Raw genomic sequence first — 15376 nt, forward strand, 5'->3', positions numbered from 1 at the left:
TCGGGCGCCGCTTCCCATGCGCTGCAAAGCGTAGAGGCAACGTTTAAGATTTACGGAACGGATTATCACGATGGGCAAGGTTACTGGCTTTATGGAAATCGACCGGCAGGTGGCGAAGTATCAGCCCGCCTCCGACCGCATCCGGCATTTCCGCGAATTCACCATTCCGATGTCGGATCAGGAAGTGCAGAAGCAGGCGGCGCGCTGCATGGATTGCGGCATTCCATACTGCCACGGTCCGACCGGCTGCCCGGTCCACAACCAGATCCCCGACTGGAACGACCTGATCTATAACGGCAACTGGAAGGAAGCGATCCGCAACCTCCATTCGACAAACAATTTCCCGGAATTCACCGGCCGCGTCTGTCCCGCTCCCTGCGAGGAGGCCTGCACGTTGAACCTCGAAGACACGCCGGTTGCCATCAAGACCGTCGAACAGGCGATTGCCGACAAGGCCTATGAGCTCGGCTACATCGTGCCGCAGCCGGCAACGGTGAAGACCGGCAAGAAGGTCGCGATCATCGGCTCCGGTCCGTCCGGCATGGCGGCGGCCCAGCAGCTTGGCCGCGCCGGCCACGACGTGCATGTGTTCGAACGCGAATCCAAGCCCGGCGGCCTGCTGCGCTACGGCATTCCGGACTTCAAGATGGAGAAGAACTTCATCGACCGCCGCGTCGAGCAGATCAAGGGCGAGGGCGTCACCTTCCATTGCGGCGTCAATGTCGGTGTCGACGTGACCGTCGAGAAGCTTCTGGCCGACCATGATGCGGTGCTCTACTGCGGCGGCTCGGAAACCCCGCGCGAAGCCGGCATTCCGGGTGTTGAGCTACATGGTGCCTACGACGCCATGCCGTATCTCGTCCAGCAGAACCGCCGCGTCGGCCGCGAGAACATCGACAGCGTCGGCTGGCCGTCCGAACCGATCCTGGCCGGCGGCAAGCATGTCGTCGTCGTCGGTGGCGGCGACACGGCATCGGACTGCGTCGGCACCGCGTTCCGTCAGGGTGCGGTCAAGGTGACCCAGCTCGACATTCGCCCGATGCCGCCGGAGAAGGAAGACAAGCTCGCCGTCTGGCCCTACTGGGCGACCAAGATGCGCACCTCCTCCTCGCAGGCCGAAGGCGCCAACCGCGAATTCCAGGTCGCGACGCTGGAATTCGTCGGCGAAGACGGCGTGCTGACCGGCGTGAAGTGCTGCAAGGTCGACGAGAAACGCAAGCCGATCGCCGGCACGGAATTCGTCATCAAGGCCGATCTGGCGTTTATCGCCATCGGTTTCCGCGGTCCGTTCTCGGACAGCGTGGTGAAGGAGATGGACGGGAAGCTGGAGGTCAATACCGACCGTCGTGGTTCGACCAACGTGGTCGCCAACGACCGGGACTACCGCACGTCGGTCGACCGGCTGTGGGTTGCCGGCGACGTTCGTCGCGGCCAGTCGCTGGTGGTCTGGGCGATCCGCGAGGGCCGTCAGGCCGCGCGCGCCATCGACGAAGCGTTGATGGGCAGCTCCGTGCTGCCGCGCTAAGCGAATATCACTGCTGCCGGGGAAGGGTGTAATAGTCCACCCGACCCGGCGGCGCTGATGTCGTATCCGTGCTTTCCAGAAGCAGGTCGCGGGCGGTCAGTCCGCTGGAACCGGGATAGGGCGTGGCGCCGAGCAACGTCTTGCCGCCGTCCAGTTCCGGATCAAACAAGCCGATCGGCGGCACGCGCGTGACCGCTGCGAGTTGTGACGGCGGAAGGCTCATGAGATCCGGCAGGGTCGAGCCGTCTAGCAGCACGGAATTCCCGATCGATGTGCCGCCCAGCAGTCGTCGGATCGGCTTTTCTGCGTAGAAGGCGAGCTTGCGGAAGCCGGCATCGGTCATGTTGATGCCTTTGGGACCACGCAGGCGTACCTGCTGACCGTTGACGTCCGGGCCGCTCATCACGAACTTGCCGGCGTCGTCGACGTAGCCGTCCCAGATGTCGACGAATTCTCCGCCCATCTTGCCCACTTCGCGGCGATAGATCTCGTTGAGCTTGATCATGTCGGCCGACATCGAGGCGCTGGGGAAAGACGGCAGGCCCATCCACATGACGGGAAGGCTCTTGCTCGTCGCCGTGCGCACCAGCGCCTGCACGCGCTGGATATATTCCTTCTGCCAGTCTTCGGAGAGCGGTTCGGGATTGCCTGCGACACCGCGTAGGGCCTGACGGTCGTTGGAACCGACCATGATCACCACGATCGACGGTTCGACCTGTTCGATAAAGGACGGCAGCTTCGCCTGCCAGTCGTAGTAGTCGTTGCGGACGAGGCCGGAGGCCGCACTGGTGCGCGATTCGATCTCGACATTCGGAACGTCGGCGAAGGCATCTTCAAGACCCTTTGCCAATCCGCTCGCCATGAAGTCGCCGGCGACGAGCACCTTGATCACCGGCCCGGTGTTCTCGACGGCGAGCGCATCGCTGGCCTTCTTCGCATCGGCGCTCACTGGCGCCTTCGTCTCGATCTTGACGACGCTGCGGCGGGTCGATTTTCTGCGGGGTTGCGGAACCTCAGCCGGCGGCGGTTCCGGCTTCTGCCGCTTGCCGAACAGCAACTGTAGGATCGTGCGGCGCTTGCCGACCTTTTCCGCGGCGAATGTTTCGGCAGACGACACGAGGCCAAGCGGGACGGCGCACAGAAGGACGATGCCGAGGCGGAAGGCGATACTTCTGCCCGGGTGTCTTGCTCGTCCCGTTCTTGCCTGGCCGTCAGTCAATCGATCCCTCCCGACCGGATGCAGGCGCATCCGCTGACCAAGTCATAACAAAAGAAGCGGGGGGCTTGCCAGCCTCATTCTCCTTGAGCTTCCCAAGCCAAAAAAAAGACCGGCCAGTGCGGCCGGTCTTTCCGTGAGTTTCATTGCCAGATGCCTAGCGGCGCAGGGCATTCAGCAGCCGTTCGCTGGGCTCGCCATCGGCAGTCAGGCCGAGGCGGTTCTGGATGGCGGCGATTGCGGCGCGGGAGCCGGAGCCGATATTGCCGTCGACCTCGCCGTCGTAATAGCCGAGTTCCTTCATGCGGGTCTGCAGCTCGAACTTCTGCTTCACGTCCAGCGTTCCCGCCGGGCGCGGCCAGCGCTGCTGCATGCCGCCATAGCCGGCGATCTCGTCGGCCAGCAGGCCGACTGCAAGGGCGTATTTGTCGGCGGAATTGTATTTCTTGATGACAAAGAAATTGCGCACCATCAGGAAGCCCGGTCCGTTGGAACCTGCGGGCATTTTCAGCACGGCGCGGTCGTCGGCGAAGCCGAAGCCCTTGCCGTTCGGACGGCTGAGGCCGAGGGCTGCCCATTGGGAAAGCGTCTTGGTCTGGCCCTCGTACTTCGAGGCGCTGCGCGGAACGGCGACCTCATAACCCCAGGTGCGGTGGCTTTCCCAGCCGTTCTTGGAGAGAAGGTTGGCCGACGTGGCGAGCGCATCGGGAATGGAATTCCAGATGTCACGATGGCCGTTACCGTCTTCATCGACCGCATAGAGGAGGTAGCTGGTCGGAATGAACTGGGTGTGTCCCATGGCGCCGGCCCAGGAGCCCGTCAGGCCCTTCGCCGATACGTCGCCGTTCTGCAGGATCTTCAGCGCTGCGATCAGCTGGGTCCTGGCGTATTTCGAGCGCTTCGGATCCGCATAGGCCAGCGTTGCGAGTGCCCTCGGGACATAGTGCAGCCGATCGGAATTCTCCAGCACTGCGCCATAGCTGCTTTCCATCGACCAGATGGCCAGAAGCACCTGGCGCTCGATGCCGAAGCGCTTTTCAAGCTTCGCCAGCGTCGATGAATATTTGACCGCCATCTCGCGGCCGATGCGCACGGTATAGGGATTGACGTGGGAATCGACGTAATCCCACACTTCCGAGGTAAATTCGGGCTGATAGTTCGCCTTTTGAAGGACCACCGGATCAGGATCCGTCACGCCGGCAAAGGCGCGTTGGTATGTCTTCTTCGAAATGCCGTTCTTGGCGGCTGTTTCATAAAATCCGTTGATCCAGCGCTGGAATTTCGCGTCTGCACGGGCTGCGCCGGCAAAACTCAGCGAGGTGGCGCCGACGATCAGCGCAACTGCGGCTTTTTTCAGAATTGTGTTCACGAGGCTCATTCGGGTCTCCCGCCGGTCTGGATAAAAAATCGGGGGTGGTTTGCGGCCATTGTTTGACCTGACACGAAAACATACCGAAACATGGTCAACAAAATGTTTACCACGAATGCTAGGAAGTCATCACCATAATGTTGCGGTTGACTGCGCGCGGGCTATCTTTTGCGGGCCCGGCTTTGTAAAACGCCCCGGAAAAACCTTTATTCCTTGTTCAGCAGTGCCATATCCCTCTATCACGCCCGATTTCAACCAGGAGGACCGCGTGACCATCAAGAAAGTTCGCAAAGCCATTCTGCCCGTTGCCGGTCTCGGCACGCGCTTCCTTCCGGCGACGAAGACCGTGCCGAAGGAGATGCTGACGGTCGTCGACAAGCCGGTCATCCAGTATGTCGTGGACGAGGCGGTCGAGGCGGGCATCGAGCATTTCGTTTTCGTGACGGGCCGCAACAAGGCGGTGATCGAGGACTACTTCGATATCCAGTTCGAACTGGAACAGCTGCTGCGCGATCGCGGCAAGCGCACCGAGCTTTCGCTTCTCTCCGACCTCCGTCCGATGGCGGGCACGACGAGCTTTACCCGCCAGCAGGAGCCGCTCGGCCTCGGCCACGCCGTCTGGTGCGCCCGTGATATCGTCGGCAACGAACCCTTCGCCCTGCTTCTTCCCGACATGGTGATGAAGCACGAGACGCCATGCCTGAAGGGCATGGTCGATCTCTACGATCACGCAGGCGGCAACGTCATCTCGGTCGAGGAATGCGATCCGGAACTCACCTACAAATACGGCATTGTCGGCATCGGCGAGCCGGTCGGCGAGGGTTTTCGCATCACCGAGATGGTGGAAAAGCCGCCGCGCGGCGAGGCCCCGTCCAACCTGTTCATCAACGGCCGCTACATCCTGCAGCCGGAGATCTTCGAAATCCTTGAGCGGCAGGAGCCGGGCGCCGGCAACGAAATCCAGCTGACCGATGCGATGCTGAAGCTTGCCAACGAGCAGGATTTCGCGGCCTACCACTTCAAGGGCGAGACCTATGACTGCGGCGCCAAGGACGGGTTCATCCTGGCCAACGTCGCCTTCGCGCTGCAACGCGATGATATCCGTCCGTCGGTTGCCGAGAAGTTCAAGGCGTTGGCGGCCAAGCTCTAGGCTGCACGCCTTTCAAGGAATCGCGGCCGCGCGGAGGTTTTCGCGCGGCCTTTTCGTTCAGCGCTTCAATGTCAGGCCGATCTTGGCGATCAGATCTTCGGTATCTGCGCCCGTTTCCCTGTCCGTATACTGGTAGGTGACGTCTCCGGCGAGCTCAAGGTAGCGATTGATCGTCCACGTCAGACCGCCACCGACGGACCAGACCATCTGATTTGCGGCCGTGCTTTCGGACGGGTAGGTGCGATAGCTCGTCGAACCGGTCAATCTGGCGACCAGATCGTCGCGAACCTGCCTGTTGAGCGTCGAATTCATCGCATAGATCGTCGACCCGCTTTCACCGCCGGTCGTGGACGGTTCGACCTTTGTCGACAGCGTTGTCGAAACCGTCGTGCCGCGCAAGGGCGACCAGAGAAGGTTGCCTTCAACTTTCAATCCGCCGATGGTCTGCAGCCGTCCGTCGTCGAAGTCGCTCAGTTCGTAGCCTGCGGCCAGTTCCCCGCTCAGCTTTTCACCACCGTCGAACGCGACGCCGGCCATGGCGCTGTAGGAATTGTAGGAACGCTTGTAGCCGCTCGAATCCGTGGTCTGGTCGTAGATGGTCCGGCCCACGGATGCCTCGATGAAGGGGATCAACGCCGGCGACAATTCATAGCCGAGCCGCGCGGTTCCCGTCACCGTATTGGCATCACGGTCGCTTTGCGACAGAGATGTGCCGTCGGAGAGCTTGGCGGCGGTATAGATGGTGCGCGACAGGTCTATCGCCGCCGTGCCCCGCAGAACGCCGAGATTGCGGCTGGCGCTGATTCCCGTGGAGAATGTGTGGACGCCGGACTGTGCGGATGCACCGTCGATCGCGTTCGGGTCGTTCGTGTCTTCCCGCGAGAAATCGTAGCCGGCCTTCAGGTTCAACGTTGTGTCGTTGGACAAGTCGAGGCGCAGCTCTGCGTCCAGAGATGCGGAGGGGCTTTCTTCCAGGTCGCCGCTGAGATTCTTCTGCCAGACACCGTCGCCGCTGATGGTCAACTGATGGCGTGACCAGTCCGACGTGAGCGTGCCTTTCATTTCCGTTTCGAGATAGTGGCGCTTGTGAACCTCGGCATCGGTCTTTTGCTGCTCGTAGCCGTAAGACTGGGTCAGCGATGTTCGCAATCGCATCGTTCCGAGGGAAATTCCGTCGTCATCCTCTTTCGGCGTGCTGGCCGTCTTCAGGTTGTCGACCGAGCCTTCGCGCAAGTTCTGTCGCTTGAGGTCTTCAAGCTCAGCAGTATCGAGCAGGGTGGGATCATTGGCATCGCTGCCATCTGCAGAAGCAGCAGGCGCGGCGGTTGCCGTGGCGGCGTCGGCGGTGGCCGCGTCCGTTCCGGGCGTCGCTGTCGTGGTGGAGCCGGAGGCGTCGCCGAAGGCAAGCGTCGAACCTGATGCTTGAGACCCGCCGTTGACGTTGGTTCCATCCCCAGTCACCGTCTGGGCATTGGCGCCGGAGCCGCCGGCAATCAGCGCGCAGAAGGCCGCTACAGCGAAAAGCTGTGCGGATTGCGATCCCACCGGACCGGCAGGTTTGCTGCGATGCTTCGCCATGGCTGTCTGATTGCTTCCCGAACCCGAAAATCACTTAGCAAACCGTAAAACCATATGGTTAATGTTCAGTTTAGTGTGAGGTGCGCGTTGCTGCCGGTATTAGATATTGGACAGCCGACACAGAAAGCGCTAACGCTCGTCGCCATGATCAAGACGGCTTTGAAAATCGAAGAGGCCGACGCGCTGGCGTCCGCCATCCGGACCCTGACCACCGAGCGCGATGGCCTGACGGCACTGATTGACGTGCTGGAAAGCGACCTCGCCGAAAGCTTCCTGTCGGCGGTGCGGCTGATCGGAGAGCTGCCGGGCAGGGTGATCATTACCGGCATCGGCAAGAGTGGCCATATCGGCACCAAGATCGCCGCAACGCTCGCCTCCACCGGTACGCCGTCCTTCTTCGTGCATCCCGTCGAAGCCAATCACGGCGATCTCGGCATGATCACGCCGAGCGACGTGATCATCGCGCTGTCCTGGAGCGGTGAAACCGCCGAGCTGCAGGGTATCGTCGCCTATTCCCGGCGCTTCTCCATTCCGCTGATCGCCATTACGTCGGGCGCATCGTCGGCGCTGGCGCGTGCGGCCGACATCGTCATCTGCCTGCCGAAGGCGCAGGAAGCCTGCCCGCACGGTCTGGCGCCGACGACCTCGGCGCTGCTGCAGCTTGCGATCGGCGACGCGTTGTCGATTGCCCTGCTGGAAGCACGCGGCTTCAGCGCGCTGGACTTCAAGACCTTCCATCCGGGCGGCAAGCTGGGTGCGAGCCTCACGCATGTCGGGGACATCATGCACACCGGTGACCGGGTGCCGCTGGTTGCGGCGGGCACGCCCTTGCCGGAAGCGGTCTCGACTCTTTCGAAGAAGCGTTTCGGTTGCGTCGGCGTGGTCGGCGAGGACGGCAAGCTTCGCGGCATCATGACCGAGGGCGACATGGCCCGCAACCTGCACCGCAATCTGTCCGAGCTGATGGTCGACGACATCATGACCCGCACGCCGAAAACGGTGAAGGCCGCGACGCTGGTTGCCAACGCCACGGCCCTTCTCAATCAACTCGGGATTTCCGCCCTGATCGTCATCGACGACGAGGGACGGCCCGAAGGCATTGTCCACTTCCACGATCTCTTCCGGATCGGAGTCGTCTGATCAGGCTGCGGCTTCGACCTTGAGGTCGCGGCCGTGGCTGGAGACGACCCTGACCGTCGTTCCCGACGGCAGGTCCGGCCCCATCACCGACCAGTAGGTATCATCCAGCCTGATGCGGCCGCGGCCGTTTGCGATCGGCTCGGCGAGCGTTGCCGTCCGTCCGACGAGGCTTTCGCCGCGCTGGTTCAGGAAGGGTTCGTCGGTCGGCCGATTGGTGCGCGAGAACAGGCGCCGGCCAAGGATGATCGAGACCATGGACAAGGCGGCGAAGACCAGCAGCTGGATTTGCCACATCCAGATCGGATTGTCCCACAGACCGAGCGACAGAACACCGGTGACGATGGCTGCGGCGCCGATCCAAATCAGGAAGAAACCCGGCATGGCCAGTTCTGCGGCAAGCAGGATGAGGCCGAGAATCCACCAGCTCCACGGACCGAATGAGACCGCGAGACCGACGATCATGGCTTATTCCTCCCGCGGCGGCATGTTGAAGGGATTGACCGGCGGTGCCGTGCGGGCCGGACGAGCCTGCGGGGCAGGGGGCGCCGGCTGCGAGGCCGGCGGGTTGCCGAAGACGTCCCTTGCGATCGCGCCGATACCGCCGAGCGTGCCGATCAGCGCCGAGGCTTCCATCGGCATCAGCACGACCTTGGAATTGTTGGCCGAACCGATCGCCTGCATGGCCTCGGTGTATTTCTGGGCGACGAAGTAGTTGATCGCCTGCACGTCGCCGGCGGCAATCGCCTCGGAGACCATGCGGGTGGCCTTGGCTTCGGCCTCCGCCAGACGCTCGCGGGCTTCGGCCTCGCGGTAGGCCGCTTCACGCTGGCCTTCCGCCTGCAGGATCGCCGACTGCTTGGCGCCTTCGGCGCGCAGGATCTGCGCGTTGCGGGCGCCTTCGGCTTCCAGCACCTGCGCGCGCTTTTCACGCTCGGCCTTCATCTGCCGGCCCATGGCATTGACGAGATCGGTCGGCGGCTGGATGTCCTTGATCTCGACGCGGGTGATCTTGATGCCCCACGGGCTTGCGGCCTCGTCGACGACGCGCAGCAGGCGATCGTTGATCGTCTCGCGGTTCGAAAGCAGCTCGTCGAGGTCCATCGAGCCCATGACCGAACGGATGTTGGTCATTGTCAGGTTCAGGATAGCAAGCTCCAGATTGGCGACCTGATAGGCGGCCTGGGCCGCATTCAGGATCTGGTAGAAGGCGACGGCGTCCGCCGAGACGCTGGCATTGTCCTTGGTGATGACCTCCTGGGTCGGGACGTCGAGCACCTGCTCCATGACGTTCATGCGCGCGCCGATGCGGTCGATGAAGGGCACGATGAGATGCAGGCCGGGATCGAGGGTGCGCGTGTAGCGCCCGAACCGCTCGATCGTGAACTTGTTGCCCTGCGGCACCGTCTTGACGCCCGCGAAGACAACAAGAATGACGAGCACGACAAGCGCGATAACGACGATGTCGAAACCGGTAAAACTCATGACAACCTCCCCTGAGCCCCAGGTAAAAGAGTTCAACTAGATGTCAAATGGTATGGATTGTCTGCGAACACAAGATGAAATCGGCAGGGGCCATAACCGGTTGTGACGCTTCGGCGCTTGCGCAGCATGCCTGATTGGCCTGCGATCTGAGCCTTTTCTTTGAGAGATGACACCTCATTCCGCGCTGGCCTTTCGACGGAATTGGCCTGGCGTCAATCCGGTTTCCCTTGCGAAGACGGAGCGGAAGAAGGCCATGTCGGAAAACCCCGTTTCCCCGGCGATCGTCTCGAGCGGCATGTGGCTTTCGGCAAGCAGGCTTTTCGCCTTCTCGATCTTCCGCAACTGCAGATACTTGACCGGGGTGACGCCGTAATTCGCCTCGAAATGCCGATGAAAGCTGCGCAGGCTCATGCCGCAAAACTCGGCCATCTCCGCGACGGAGGGGCTGTCCGGATGCCGCCGCTCGATCTCGGCCTCCAGTGCTGCGAACCTGCCGGCATCCTTCGGAGGCGCGGTGAGATGGACGGCATAGAGCGATTGCTTCTGCCGGATGGTGTCCGCCAGCAGATGCCGGCCGAGCTGCAGGGAAAATTCGCGGCCGCAGGTCTTGCGGACGATGTGAAGACATAGATCGACGGCGGAAAGCAGGCCGCCGGCGGTGACGATGTCGCCGTGGTCGATCAGCATTTCCCGGCCGTTCCAGCGGACCGTGGGAAAGCGCCGTGCCGCATAGTCGATGCGTGACCAGTGCGTGGTCGCTTCGCGGCCCTTGAGCAGGCCTGCCTCCGCCGTCAGGAAGGCGCCGAGGCAGGCGGACGCGACGACGGTGCCTGCGCCATGGGCGGCGCGGATCATGGCGAGGTCCTTGTCGCGAAGTGCGGTCTCCTCGGAAAAATCTTCGATGGGCGGGATGACGAGATAGGAGCCGGGTGACATGTCTGCGATCGGCTGCAGGTCGATCTGTCCGTTCTCCCATTTGTGGTGTCTGTTGGCACCGACCAAACGGACGTCGAATAAAATCTCGCCGGAAATGCGGTTGGCCAGTTTGAACACCGACTGACAGAGCAGCGCGTAGCTCACCGCCGCATGCTTGTGGAACAGAATGGCGATGCCGGCCGAATTTGGCATTAAACACTCCAATAATGGCAAATTGGCCAATTGCGCACTCACGGCGGCATTGTAGGATTTTGGCATTATATTATCAAAGGAGGTAAAAATGCCAAATGAAAATTTCGTCGTCACGCTGATCAACGGACCAACGGTTCTGATCGAGTTCAAGGGCTTGCGGTTTCTGACCGATCCCACCTTCGACCACGCCGGATGCGAATATCATGGTGCCGTCACGCTGCGGAAAACCTCCGACCCGGTGATCGACCCGGCTTCGCTCGGCACGATCGACGCCGTGCTGCTCAGCCACGACCAGCACAAGGACAATCTCGACGATTCAGGCCGTCAATTCCTCGAAAGCGTGCCTCTGGTGCTGACCACGGAGGTGGGAGCCGGGCGGCTGGGTGGCGCGGTCAGAGGGCTCGCGGTGTGGGATCATGTCGAGCTGACGGCACCCGATGGCACCATCGTCAGCGTGACCGCCACGCCGTGCCGCCACGGACCGGCGGGCATCGAGCCGATCGCCGGCGACGTCATCGGTTTCATGATCGAGGCCGGCGGCATGGAGCCGGTCTATGTCACCGGAGACACGGTCTATTATGAGGGTGTGGCCGAGGTCGCCCGCCGCTTTTCGCCCGGCCACATCATCGCGTTCACCGGGGCGGCCCAGGCGCGTGGCCCCTTCGACCTGACGATGTCCGTCAACGATGTCCTCGACACGGCGCACGCCTTCAAGGATGCGTTGATCATTCCGGTTCACAATGAGGGATGGGAACACTTCACGGAAAGCGCAGACGTGCTGGTCGACGCTTTCACGACCTTCGGGATGAGCGAACGGCTGCGGACGATCGGACGCGGCGAGCGGGTGGCGCTCGCCTGAGACGAGAGGGGCTCAGACCCAGCCCTGCAGCTCCCGCCGGACGACATGTTCGAGCACGCGCATCCCGTCCTCGCTGTCGTTGAGGCAGGGGATGTGCGTGAACTTCTCGCCGCCGTGCTCAAGGAAGATGTGGCCGGCTTCTCCGGCGATTTCCTCAAGCGTTTCCAGGCAGTCGGAAACGAAGCCGGGGTTCATTACCGCAATCCGCTTCACGCCTTCCTGGGCGAGCTTCTCGACCGTCTTGTCGGTGTAGGGCTGCAGCCATTCCTCCGGCCCGAAGCGGGACTGGAAGGTGATCATCAGCCGGTCACCCATGCCAAGCTTCTCGCGCAGCAGGCGGGCGGTCTTCATGCAGTGGCAGTGATAGGGGTCGCCCTTCTTGAAGTAGGACTGCGGAATGCCGTGGAACGAGGTGATGACCTTTTCCGGCTCCCAGTCGAGGCTTGCCAGATGGCTGGTGACGGAATTGGCCAGCGCCTCGATATAGACCGGATCGTCATGATAGGCCGGTACGGTGCGCAGCGCCGGCTGCCAGCGCATCTGCTGCAGTTTCTCGAAGGCCTTGTCATTGACGGTTGCGGTCGTCGAGGCGGCATATTGCGGATAGAGCGGGAAGAGCAGGATCTTCTCGCAGCCCGCCTGCTGCAGCGCATCGATCTTCGAGGCGATCGACGGCTGGCCGTAGCGCATGGCCCAGTCCACCGTTACGTTCGGCAGGTCGGCAAGCGCGGTCGCCATCTTCTCGCCTTGGCTGCGCGTGTAGGTGCGCAGGTAGCTTTCGTTGCGGTCCTTGTTCCAGATCGATTCATAGGCCTTGCCGACCTTGCCCGGACGGCGATTGAGGACAATGCCGTAGAGGATCGGGTACCAGAACAGCCGCGACCATTCGATGACGCGCCGGTCGGTCAAAAATTCCTCCAGATAGCGGCGCATCGATTTGAAGTCGGTACCGTCCGGCGTTCCCAGGTTGACGAGCAGGACACCGACCTTGCCGAACTTGACCGGTGGATGATCGGAGGGGAGCGCGGAGGGTGCGGTGAGCATTTCGATATCAGTCCTTTGACGAAGTCATGTGCCGGCTATTTAGAAAGAAAATCCGGCCCGGCAAAGCCCGGGCCGGACATTTGTCTGTCCTGATTACGATCGGCTTTGACGATCCGATCACATTTTCGGAAGCGTCAGCTCCTTGCCGATCGAAATGACGTTCGGATGGCGCAGCTTGTTTTCCTTGGCGATGGCCGTCCACTTGCCACCGTCACCGAGCTGTTCCTTGGCGATCGCCCAGAGGGAGTCACCCTTCTTGACGACATAGGTCATCGACATGTCGGTCTTTGCCGGCATTTCCGACGTCATCGTCGCCTCAGGTTTCGCAGGCGCTTCCGCCGGTGCCGTCGTCTCGGCCTTGGCCGGTGTTTCAGCCGGTGCCGCTGCGTCCGTCTTGGCCGGCATTTCGGTCTTTGCGGGGGCTGCCTCGGCGGTCTTCTTCTGTTCCTTGACCACCTCGGCGGCGGTTGCCGTTGCCGGTGCGGCTGTCGGTGCGACATAGTCGGCCGGGGTCACGTCGGTGATACGGTCGGTGCTGTCGATCGGCTGATAGGGGCTGTGGGCGGCGATGTAATCGGCAACCACGGTCTCGAGGCCCGGGCCGTAATCATAGGCGTTCTGGCCGGCCGTGGCGAAGATCTTGTAGCCGTCGCCGCCGGAGCGCATGTAGTTGTTGGTCGTCACGCCGTAGAGCTTCTCGGGATCGAGCGGCACATAGGCGTCACCCTCCTTCGTCTCAACCGAGACAACGCGGCTGCCGGCCGGCTTCGAGCGGTCGAAACTGTACTTCAAGCCGGAGACCTGCGGGAAGCGGCCGGCACCGTCCTCGATCTGGCTCAGGCCGTTTTCAAGCGCCGTGACGATGTCGGCACCTTTCAGCTGCATGGTGGCAAGGGTGTTCTGGAACGGCAGCACCGTCAGGACTTCGCCCATCGTCACATCGCCGCCATCGATCGAGGCTCTGAGACCGCCGCCGTTCTGGATGGCGATGGTCATGCCCTGATCCTTGACGCGGTCGACCATGGCATCGGCGACGAGGTCGCCCATGGCGCATTCCCTGACGCGGCAGACCTTGCTCGATCCCTCGATCGGAGCGGTGCTGCTGCCGATGACCTTCTGGCGCAGTTCCTCGATCGGGGCAGCCAGTTCCTTGATGCGGGCCAGCACGGCTTCATCCGGCTTGAAGCTCGCATCGATGAGGATCGGGTCGCCCTTGGCGGACTTCACCACGCCGTTGTCGTCGAAGACAACGTCGAGATTGCCGAGATACTTGCTGTAGGACGCCGCCTGGACGACCGGCACCTTGTAGCCGCCGGGATTGTCGACCCAGGTCGGATAGGGGCCTTCGGCCTTCTCGTCGGTGTTCGACAGGAGTGTGTGCGAATGGCCGCCGACGACGACGTCGACATCCGGGATCTTGGCGATGACGGCCAGGTCGCGGGGATAGCCGACATGGGTCAGGGCGATGATCTTGTTGACGCCTTCGCTCTTCAGCTTTTCAACCTCGGCGGTAATGGCGTCCTTGTCGACGGTGATGTCGATATTGGGGCCGGGAGAAGACAATTCCGGCGTGTCATTGGTGACGGCGCCGACGATGCCGACCTTTTCGCCACCGACGGTCAGCACCAGCGAGGGTACGATGCGGTCCTTGATGGTGGAGTTGGCATTGGCCTTCACATTGGCGGTGACAACCGGGAACTGGACCTTGTCGAGGAAGGTCTTCAGCGAATCCTCGCTCTCGTCGAATTCGTGGTTGCCGACGGTCATCGCGTCGAACTTCATCAGGTTGAGAAACTCGGCCTCGACCGCGCCGTGATAGGTGGTGAAGAACAGGGAGCCCTGGAAGTTGTCGCCGGCATTGAGGAGGATGACGTTCTTGCCTTCGCCCTTCAACGTGTCGCGCGTCTGGTTGATCGCCGTCAGCAGGCGAGCGGCGCCGCCGAAGCACTTGCCGGCGGTCTCATCCTCGGCCGAGCAGGTGGAATCGTACTTGTTGATCGATTCAATGCGCGAGTGAAAATCATTGATGTGCAGGATGTCGAGTTCGAAGTCGGCAAATGCGCTGCCGCTTGACAGCGCGATCAGCGAGGCGCTGAACAGTCCCAGTTTCAATCGTGAAAACATGTGGCTCTCCTCTTTCTTCGGCCGAAGCCCTTATAGGCTGACTATCCGCAAGCCTTTATGACGATTATTCATCGCTTCTAATGATGAGCAAGCCGATTTTTTCCTTCCGGTCAAAAAATATGACTTTGCGGGTTTGCTTATCGCCGGCACCTAGCGCCTGGGCATAAAAAAACTCCCGCCGGGGCGGGAGTTTTCAGGTCTGTCATTTGCCGTATGCGGCAGGCCGTCAGCTGCGGCGCGTCAGCGAGAACTGGCCGCCGGATTCCGAGGTGCAGTTCAACTGGCTCGGCGTGACCAGCGCGCAATTGACCTTGGAGGTCGTGTTGCGGACCATCGAGGTCAGGTTGATCTCGATAAGCTTGTCGTTGATCTGCGCGTAGGTGCCCGACGCCAGGAGCTGGTTGGTGTCGGTGGTGCGGGTGGCGAACGAGCCGCCCTGGAACGTCGAGATCAGCCCGTTGGAATCGGCCCAGGTCCCTTCGATCGTCTGCACGCGGGGCTGCGCCGGCAGCGGGCGATAGTAGCTGCCGCCGGTCTGGCAGGCGGTGAGCGCGGTGGCGCAGAGGATGGCCGTGCCGGCAATCTTGAAATTCATGAAGTCTCTCCAGAAACAGAGTCCCGCCCTTTTTCGGGCCTTTGACAAGACCTTGCCGCGACGAAGGGGCGAAAGCAAGGGTCCCCGGGCAGGTTACCCGTGGTTATCCGGAGGCAAGCAATTGATAGCGTTGCAAAAAGGCCTCAAGCTTTGGCTTGAGGCCCTT

The 15376-nt window shown here is 61.9% G+C and carries 13 protein-coding genes; 4 read left to right on the forward strand and 9 right to left on the reverse strand.

Translation table 11 applies throughout. The annotated features are described in order from the left end of the window. The first annotated feature begins 70 nt into the window (after positions 1 to 70). Complete coding sequence (locus NN662_RS02600) at positions 71 to 1525, forward strand: glutamate synthase subunit beta (protein WP_261928759.1); 1455 nt, start codon at positions 71 to 73, stop codon at positions 1523 to 1525. 7 nt (positions 1526 to 1532) lie between these two features. Here the strand turns inward: NN662_RS02600 and NN662_RS02605 are convergent, their stop codons facing one another. Together NN662_RS02605 and NN662_RS02610 are read right to left on the reverse strand one after the other, a co-directional pair. Beyond that, a complete protein-coding gene (locus NN662_RS02605) occupies positions 1533 to 2744 on the reverse strand; it encodes a DUF459 domain-containing protein (RefSeq protein WP_261928760.1) in 1212 nt (403 codons plus the stop codon). A gap of 154 nt (positions 2745 to 2898) precedes the next feature. Next, positions 2899 to 4119 (reverse strand): lytic murein transglycosylase, encoded by a 1221-nt coding sequence (locus NN662_RS02610; RefSeq protein ID WP_261928761.1) that lies wholly within the window; start codon positions 4117 to 4119, stop codon positions 2899 to 2901. Positions 4120 to 4378: 259 nt separating this feature from the next. Here NN662_RS02610 and galU point away from each other — a divergent pair, with 259 nt between their 5' ends. Next, positions 4379 to 5260 carry a UTP--glucose-1-phosphate uridylyltransferase GalU gene (gene galU / locus NN662_RS02615; RefSeq protein WP_261928762.1) on the forward strand — a complete coding sequence of 294 codons (882 nt, stop codon included), beginning with the start codon at positions 4379 to 4381 and terminating at the stop codon, positions 5258 to 5260. Positions 5261 to 5317: 57 nt separating this feature from the next. On the opposite strand, the gene NN662_RS02620 is transcribed toward galU, so the two are convergent. Then, entirely contained in the window at positions 5318 to 6838 is a 1521-nt protein-coding gene (locus NN662_RS02620; protein WP_261928763.1) for an outer membrane beta-barrel protein, read from the reverse strand. A gap of 144 nt (positions 6839 to 6982) precedes the next feature. Here NN662_RS02620 and NN662_RS02625 point away from each other — a divergent pair, with 144 nt between their 5' ends. Next, on the forward strand, positions 6983 to 7978 hold the full coding sequence (locus NN662_RS02625; protein ID WP_261928764.1) for an SIS domain-containing protein: 996 nt from the start codon (positions 6983 to 6985) through the stop codon (positions 7976 to 7978). On the opposite strand, the gene NN662_RS02630 is transcribed toward NN662_RS02625, so the two are convergent. From NN662_RS02630 to NN662_RS02640, 3 genes are all read right to left on the reverse strand, one after another. Continuing rightward, positions 7979 to 8440, reverse strand: a complete 462-nt coding sequence (locus NN662_RS02630) for an NfeD family protein (RefSeq protein ID WP_261928765.1) — start codon at positions 8438 to 8440, stop codon at positions 7979 to 7981. Positions 8441 to 8443: 3 nt separating this feature from the next. Further along, on the reverse strand, positions 8444 to 9460 hold the full coding sequence (locus NN662_RS02635; protein WP_261928766.1) for an SPFH domain-containing protein: 1017 nt from the start codon (positions 9458 to 9460) through the stop codon (positions 8444 to 8446). A 174-nt stretch (positions 9461 to 9634) separates the two neighbouring features. Continuing rightward, complete coding sequence (locus NN662_RS02640) at positions 9635 to 10588, reverse strand: GlxA family transcriptional regulator (RefSeq protein ID WP_261928767.1); 954 nt, start codon at positions 10586 to 10588, stop codon at positions 9635 to 9637. Between the two features lie 88 nt (positions 10589 to 10676). Between NN662_RS02640 and NN662_RS02645 the strand changes: the two genes are divergently transcribed. After that, positions 10677 to 11447 (forward strand): MBL fold metallo-hydrolase, encoded by a 771-nt coding sequence (locus NN662_RS02645; protein WP_261928768.1) that lies wholly within the window; start codon positions 10677 to 10679, stop codon positions 11445 to 11447. Positions 11448 to 11459: 12 nt separating this feature from the next. Here NN662_RS02645 and hemH read toward each other — a convergent pair whose 3' ends face one another. The 3 genes from hemH to omp10 form a co-directional block, all read right to left on the reverse strand. Further along, on the reverse strand, positions 11460 to 12491 hold the full coding sequence (gene hemH, locus NN662_RS02650) for a ferrochelatase (RefSeq protein WP_261928769.1): 1032 nt from the start codon (positions 12489 to 12491) through the stop codon (positions 11460 to 11462). A 117-nt stretch (positions 12492 to 12608) separates the two neighbouring features. Then, positions 12609 to 14615: a 5'-nucleotidase C-terminal domain-containing protein gene (locus NN662_RS02655; RefSeq protein ID WP_261928770.1), complete on the reverse strand. Its 2007-nt coding sequence runs from the start codon at positions 14613 to 14615 to the stop codon at positions 12609 to 12611. 226 nt (positions 14616 to 14841) lie between these two features. Beyond that, positions 14842 to 15210: an outer membrane lipoprotein Omp10 gene (omp10, locus tag NN662_RS02660; RefSeq protein WP_261928771.1), complete on the reverse strand. Its 369-nt coding sequence runs from the start codon at positions 15208 to 15210 to the stop codon at positions 14842 to 14844. Positions 15211 to 15376: the final 166 nt, after the last annotated feature.

The sequence above is a fragment of the Rhizobium sp. NRK18 genome, assembly GCF_024385575.1.
GTDB lineage: Bacteria > Pseudomonadota > Alphaproteobacteria > Rhizobiales > Rhizobiaceae > JANFMV01.

Coding starts and splice junctions, on each gene's coding strand:
- NN662_RS02600 (WP_261928759.1), top strand. CDS start 71: ATGGGCAAGGTTACTGGCTTTATGGAAATCGACCGGCAGGTGGCGAAG.
- NN662_RS02610 (WP_261928761.1), bottom strand. CDS start 4,119: ATGAGCCTCGTGAACACAATTCTGAAAAAAGCCGCAGTTGCGCTGATC.
- NN662_RS02620 (WP_261928763.1), bottom strand. CDS start 6,838: ATGGCGAAGCATCGCAGCAAACCTGCCGGTCCGGTGGGATCGCAATCC.
- NN662_RS02625 (WP_261928764.1), top strand. CDS start 6,983: ATGATCAAGACGGCTTTGAAAATCGAAGAGGCCGACGCGCTGGCGTCC.
- NN662_RS02630 (WP_261928765.1), bottom strand. CDS start 8,440: ATGATCGTCGGTCTCGCGGTCTCATTCGGTCCGTGGAGCTGGTGGATT.
- NN662_RS02635 (WP_261928766.1), bottom strand. CDS start 9,460: ATGAGTTTTACCGGTTTCGACATCGTCGTTATCGCGCTTGTCGTGCTC.
- NN662_RS02640 (WP_261928767.1), bottom strand. CDS start 10,588: ATGCCAAATTCGGCCGGCATCGCCATTCTGTTCCACAAGCATGCGGCG.
- NN662_RS02645 (WP_261928768.1), top strand. CDS start 10,677: ATGCCAAATGAAAATTTCGTCGTCACGCTGATCAACGGACCAACGGTT.
- hemH (WP_261928769.1), bottom strand. CDS start 12,491: ATGCTCACCGCACCCTCCGCGCTCCCCTCCGATCATCCACCGGTCAAG.
- NN662_RS02655 (WP_261928770.1), bottom strand. CDS start 14,615: ATGTTTTCACGATTGAAACTGGGACTGTTCAGCGCCTCGCTGATCGCG.
- omp10 (WP_261928771.1), bottom strand. CDS start 15,210: ATGAATTTCAAGATTGCCGGCACGGCCATCCTCTGCGCCACCGCGCTC.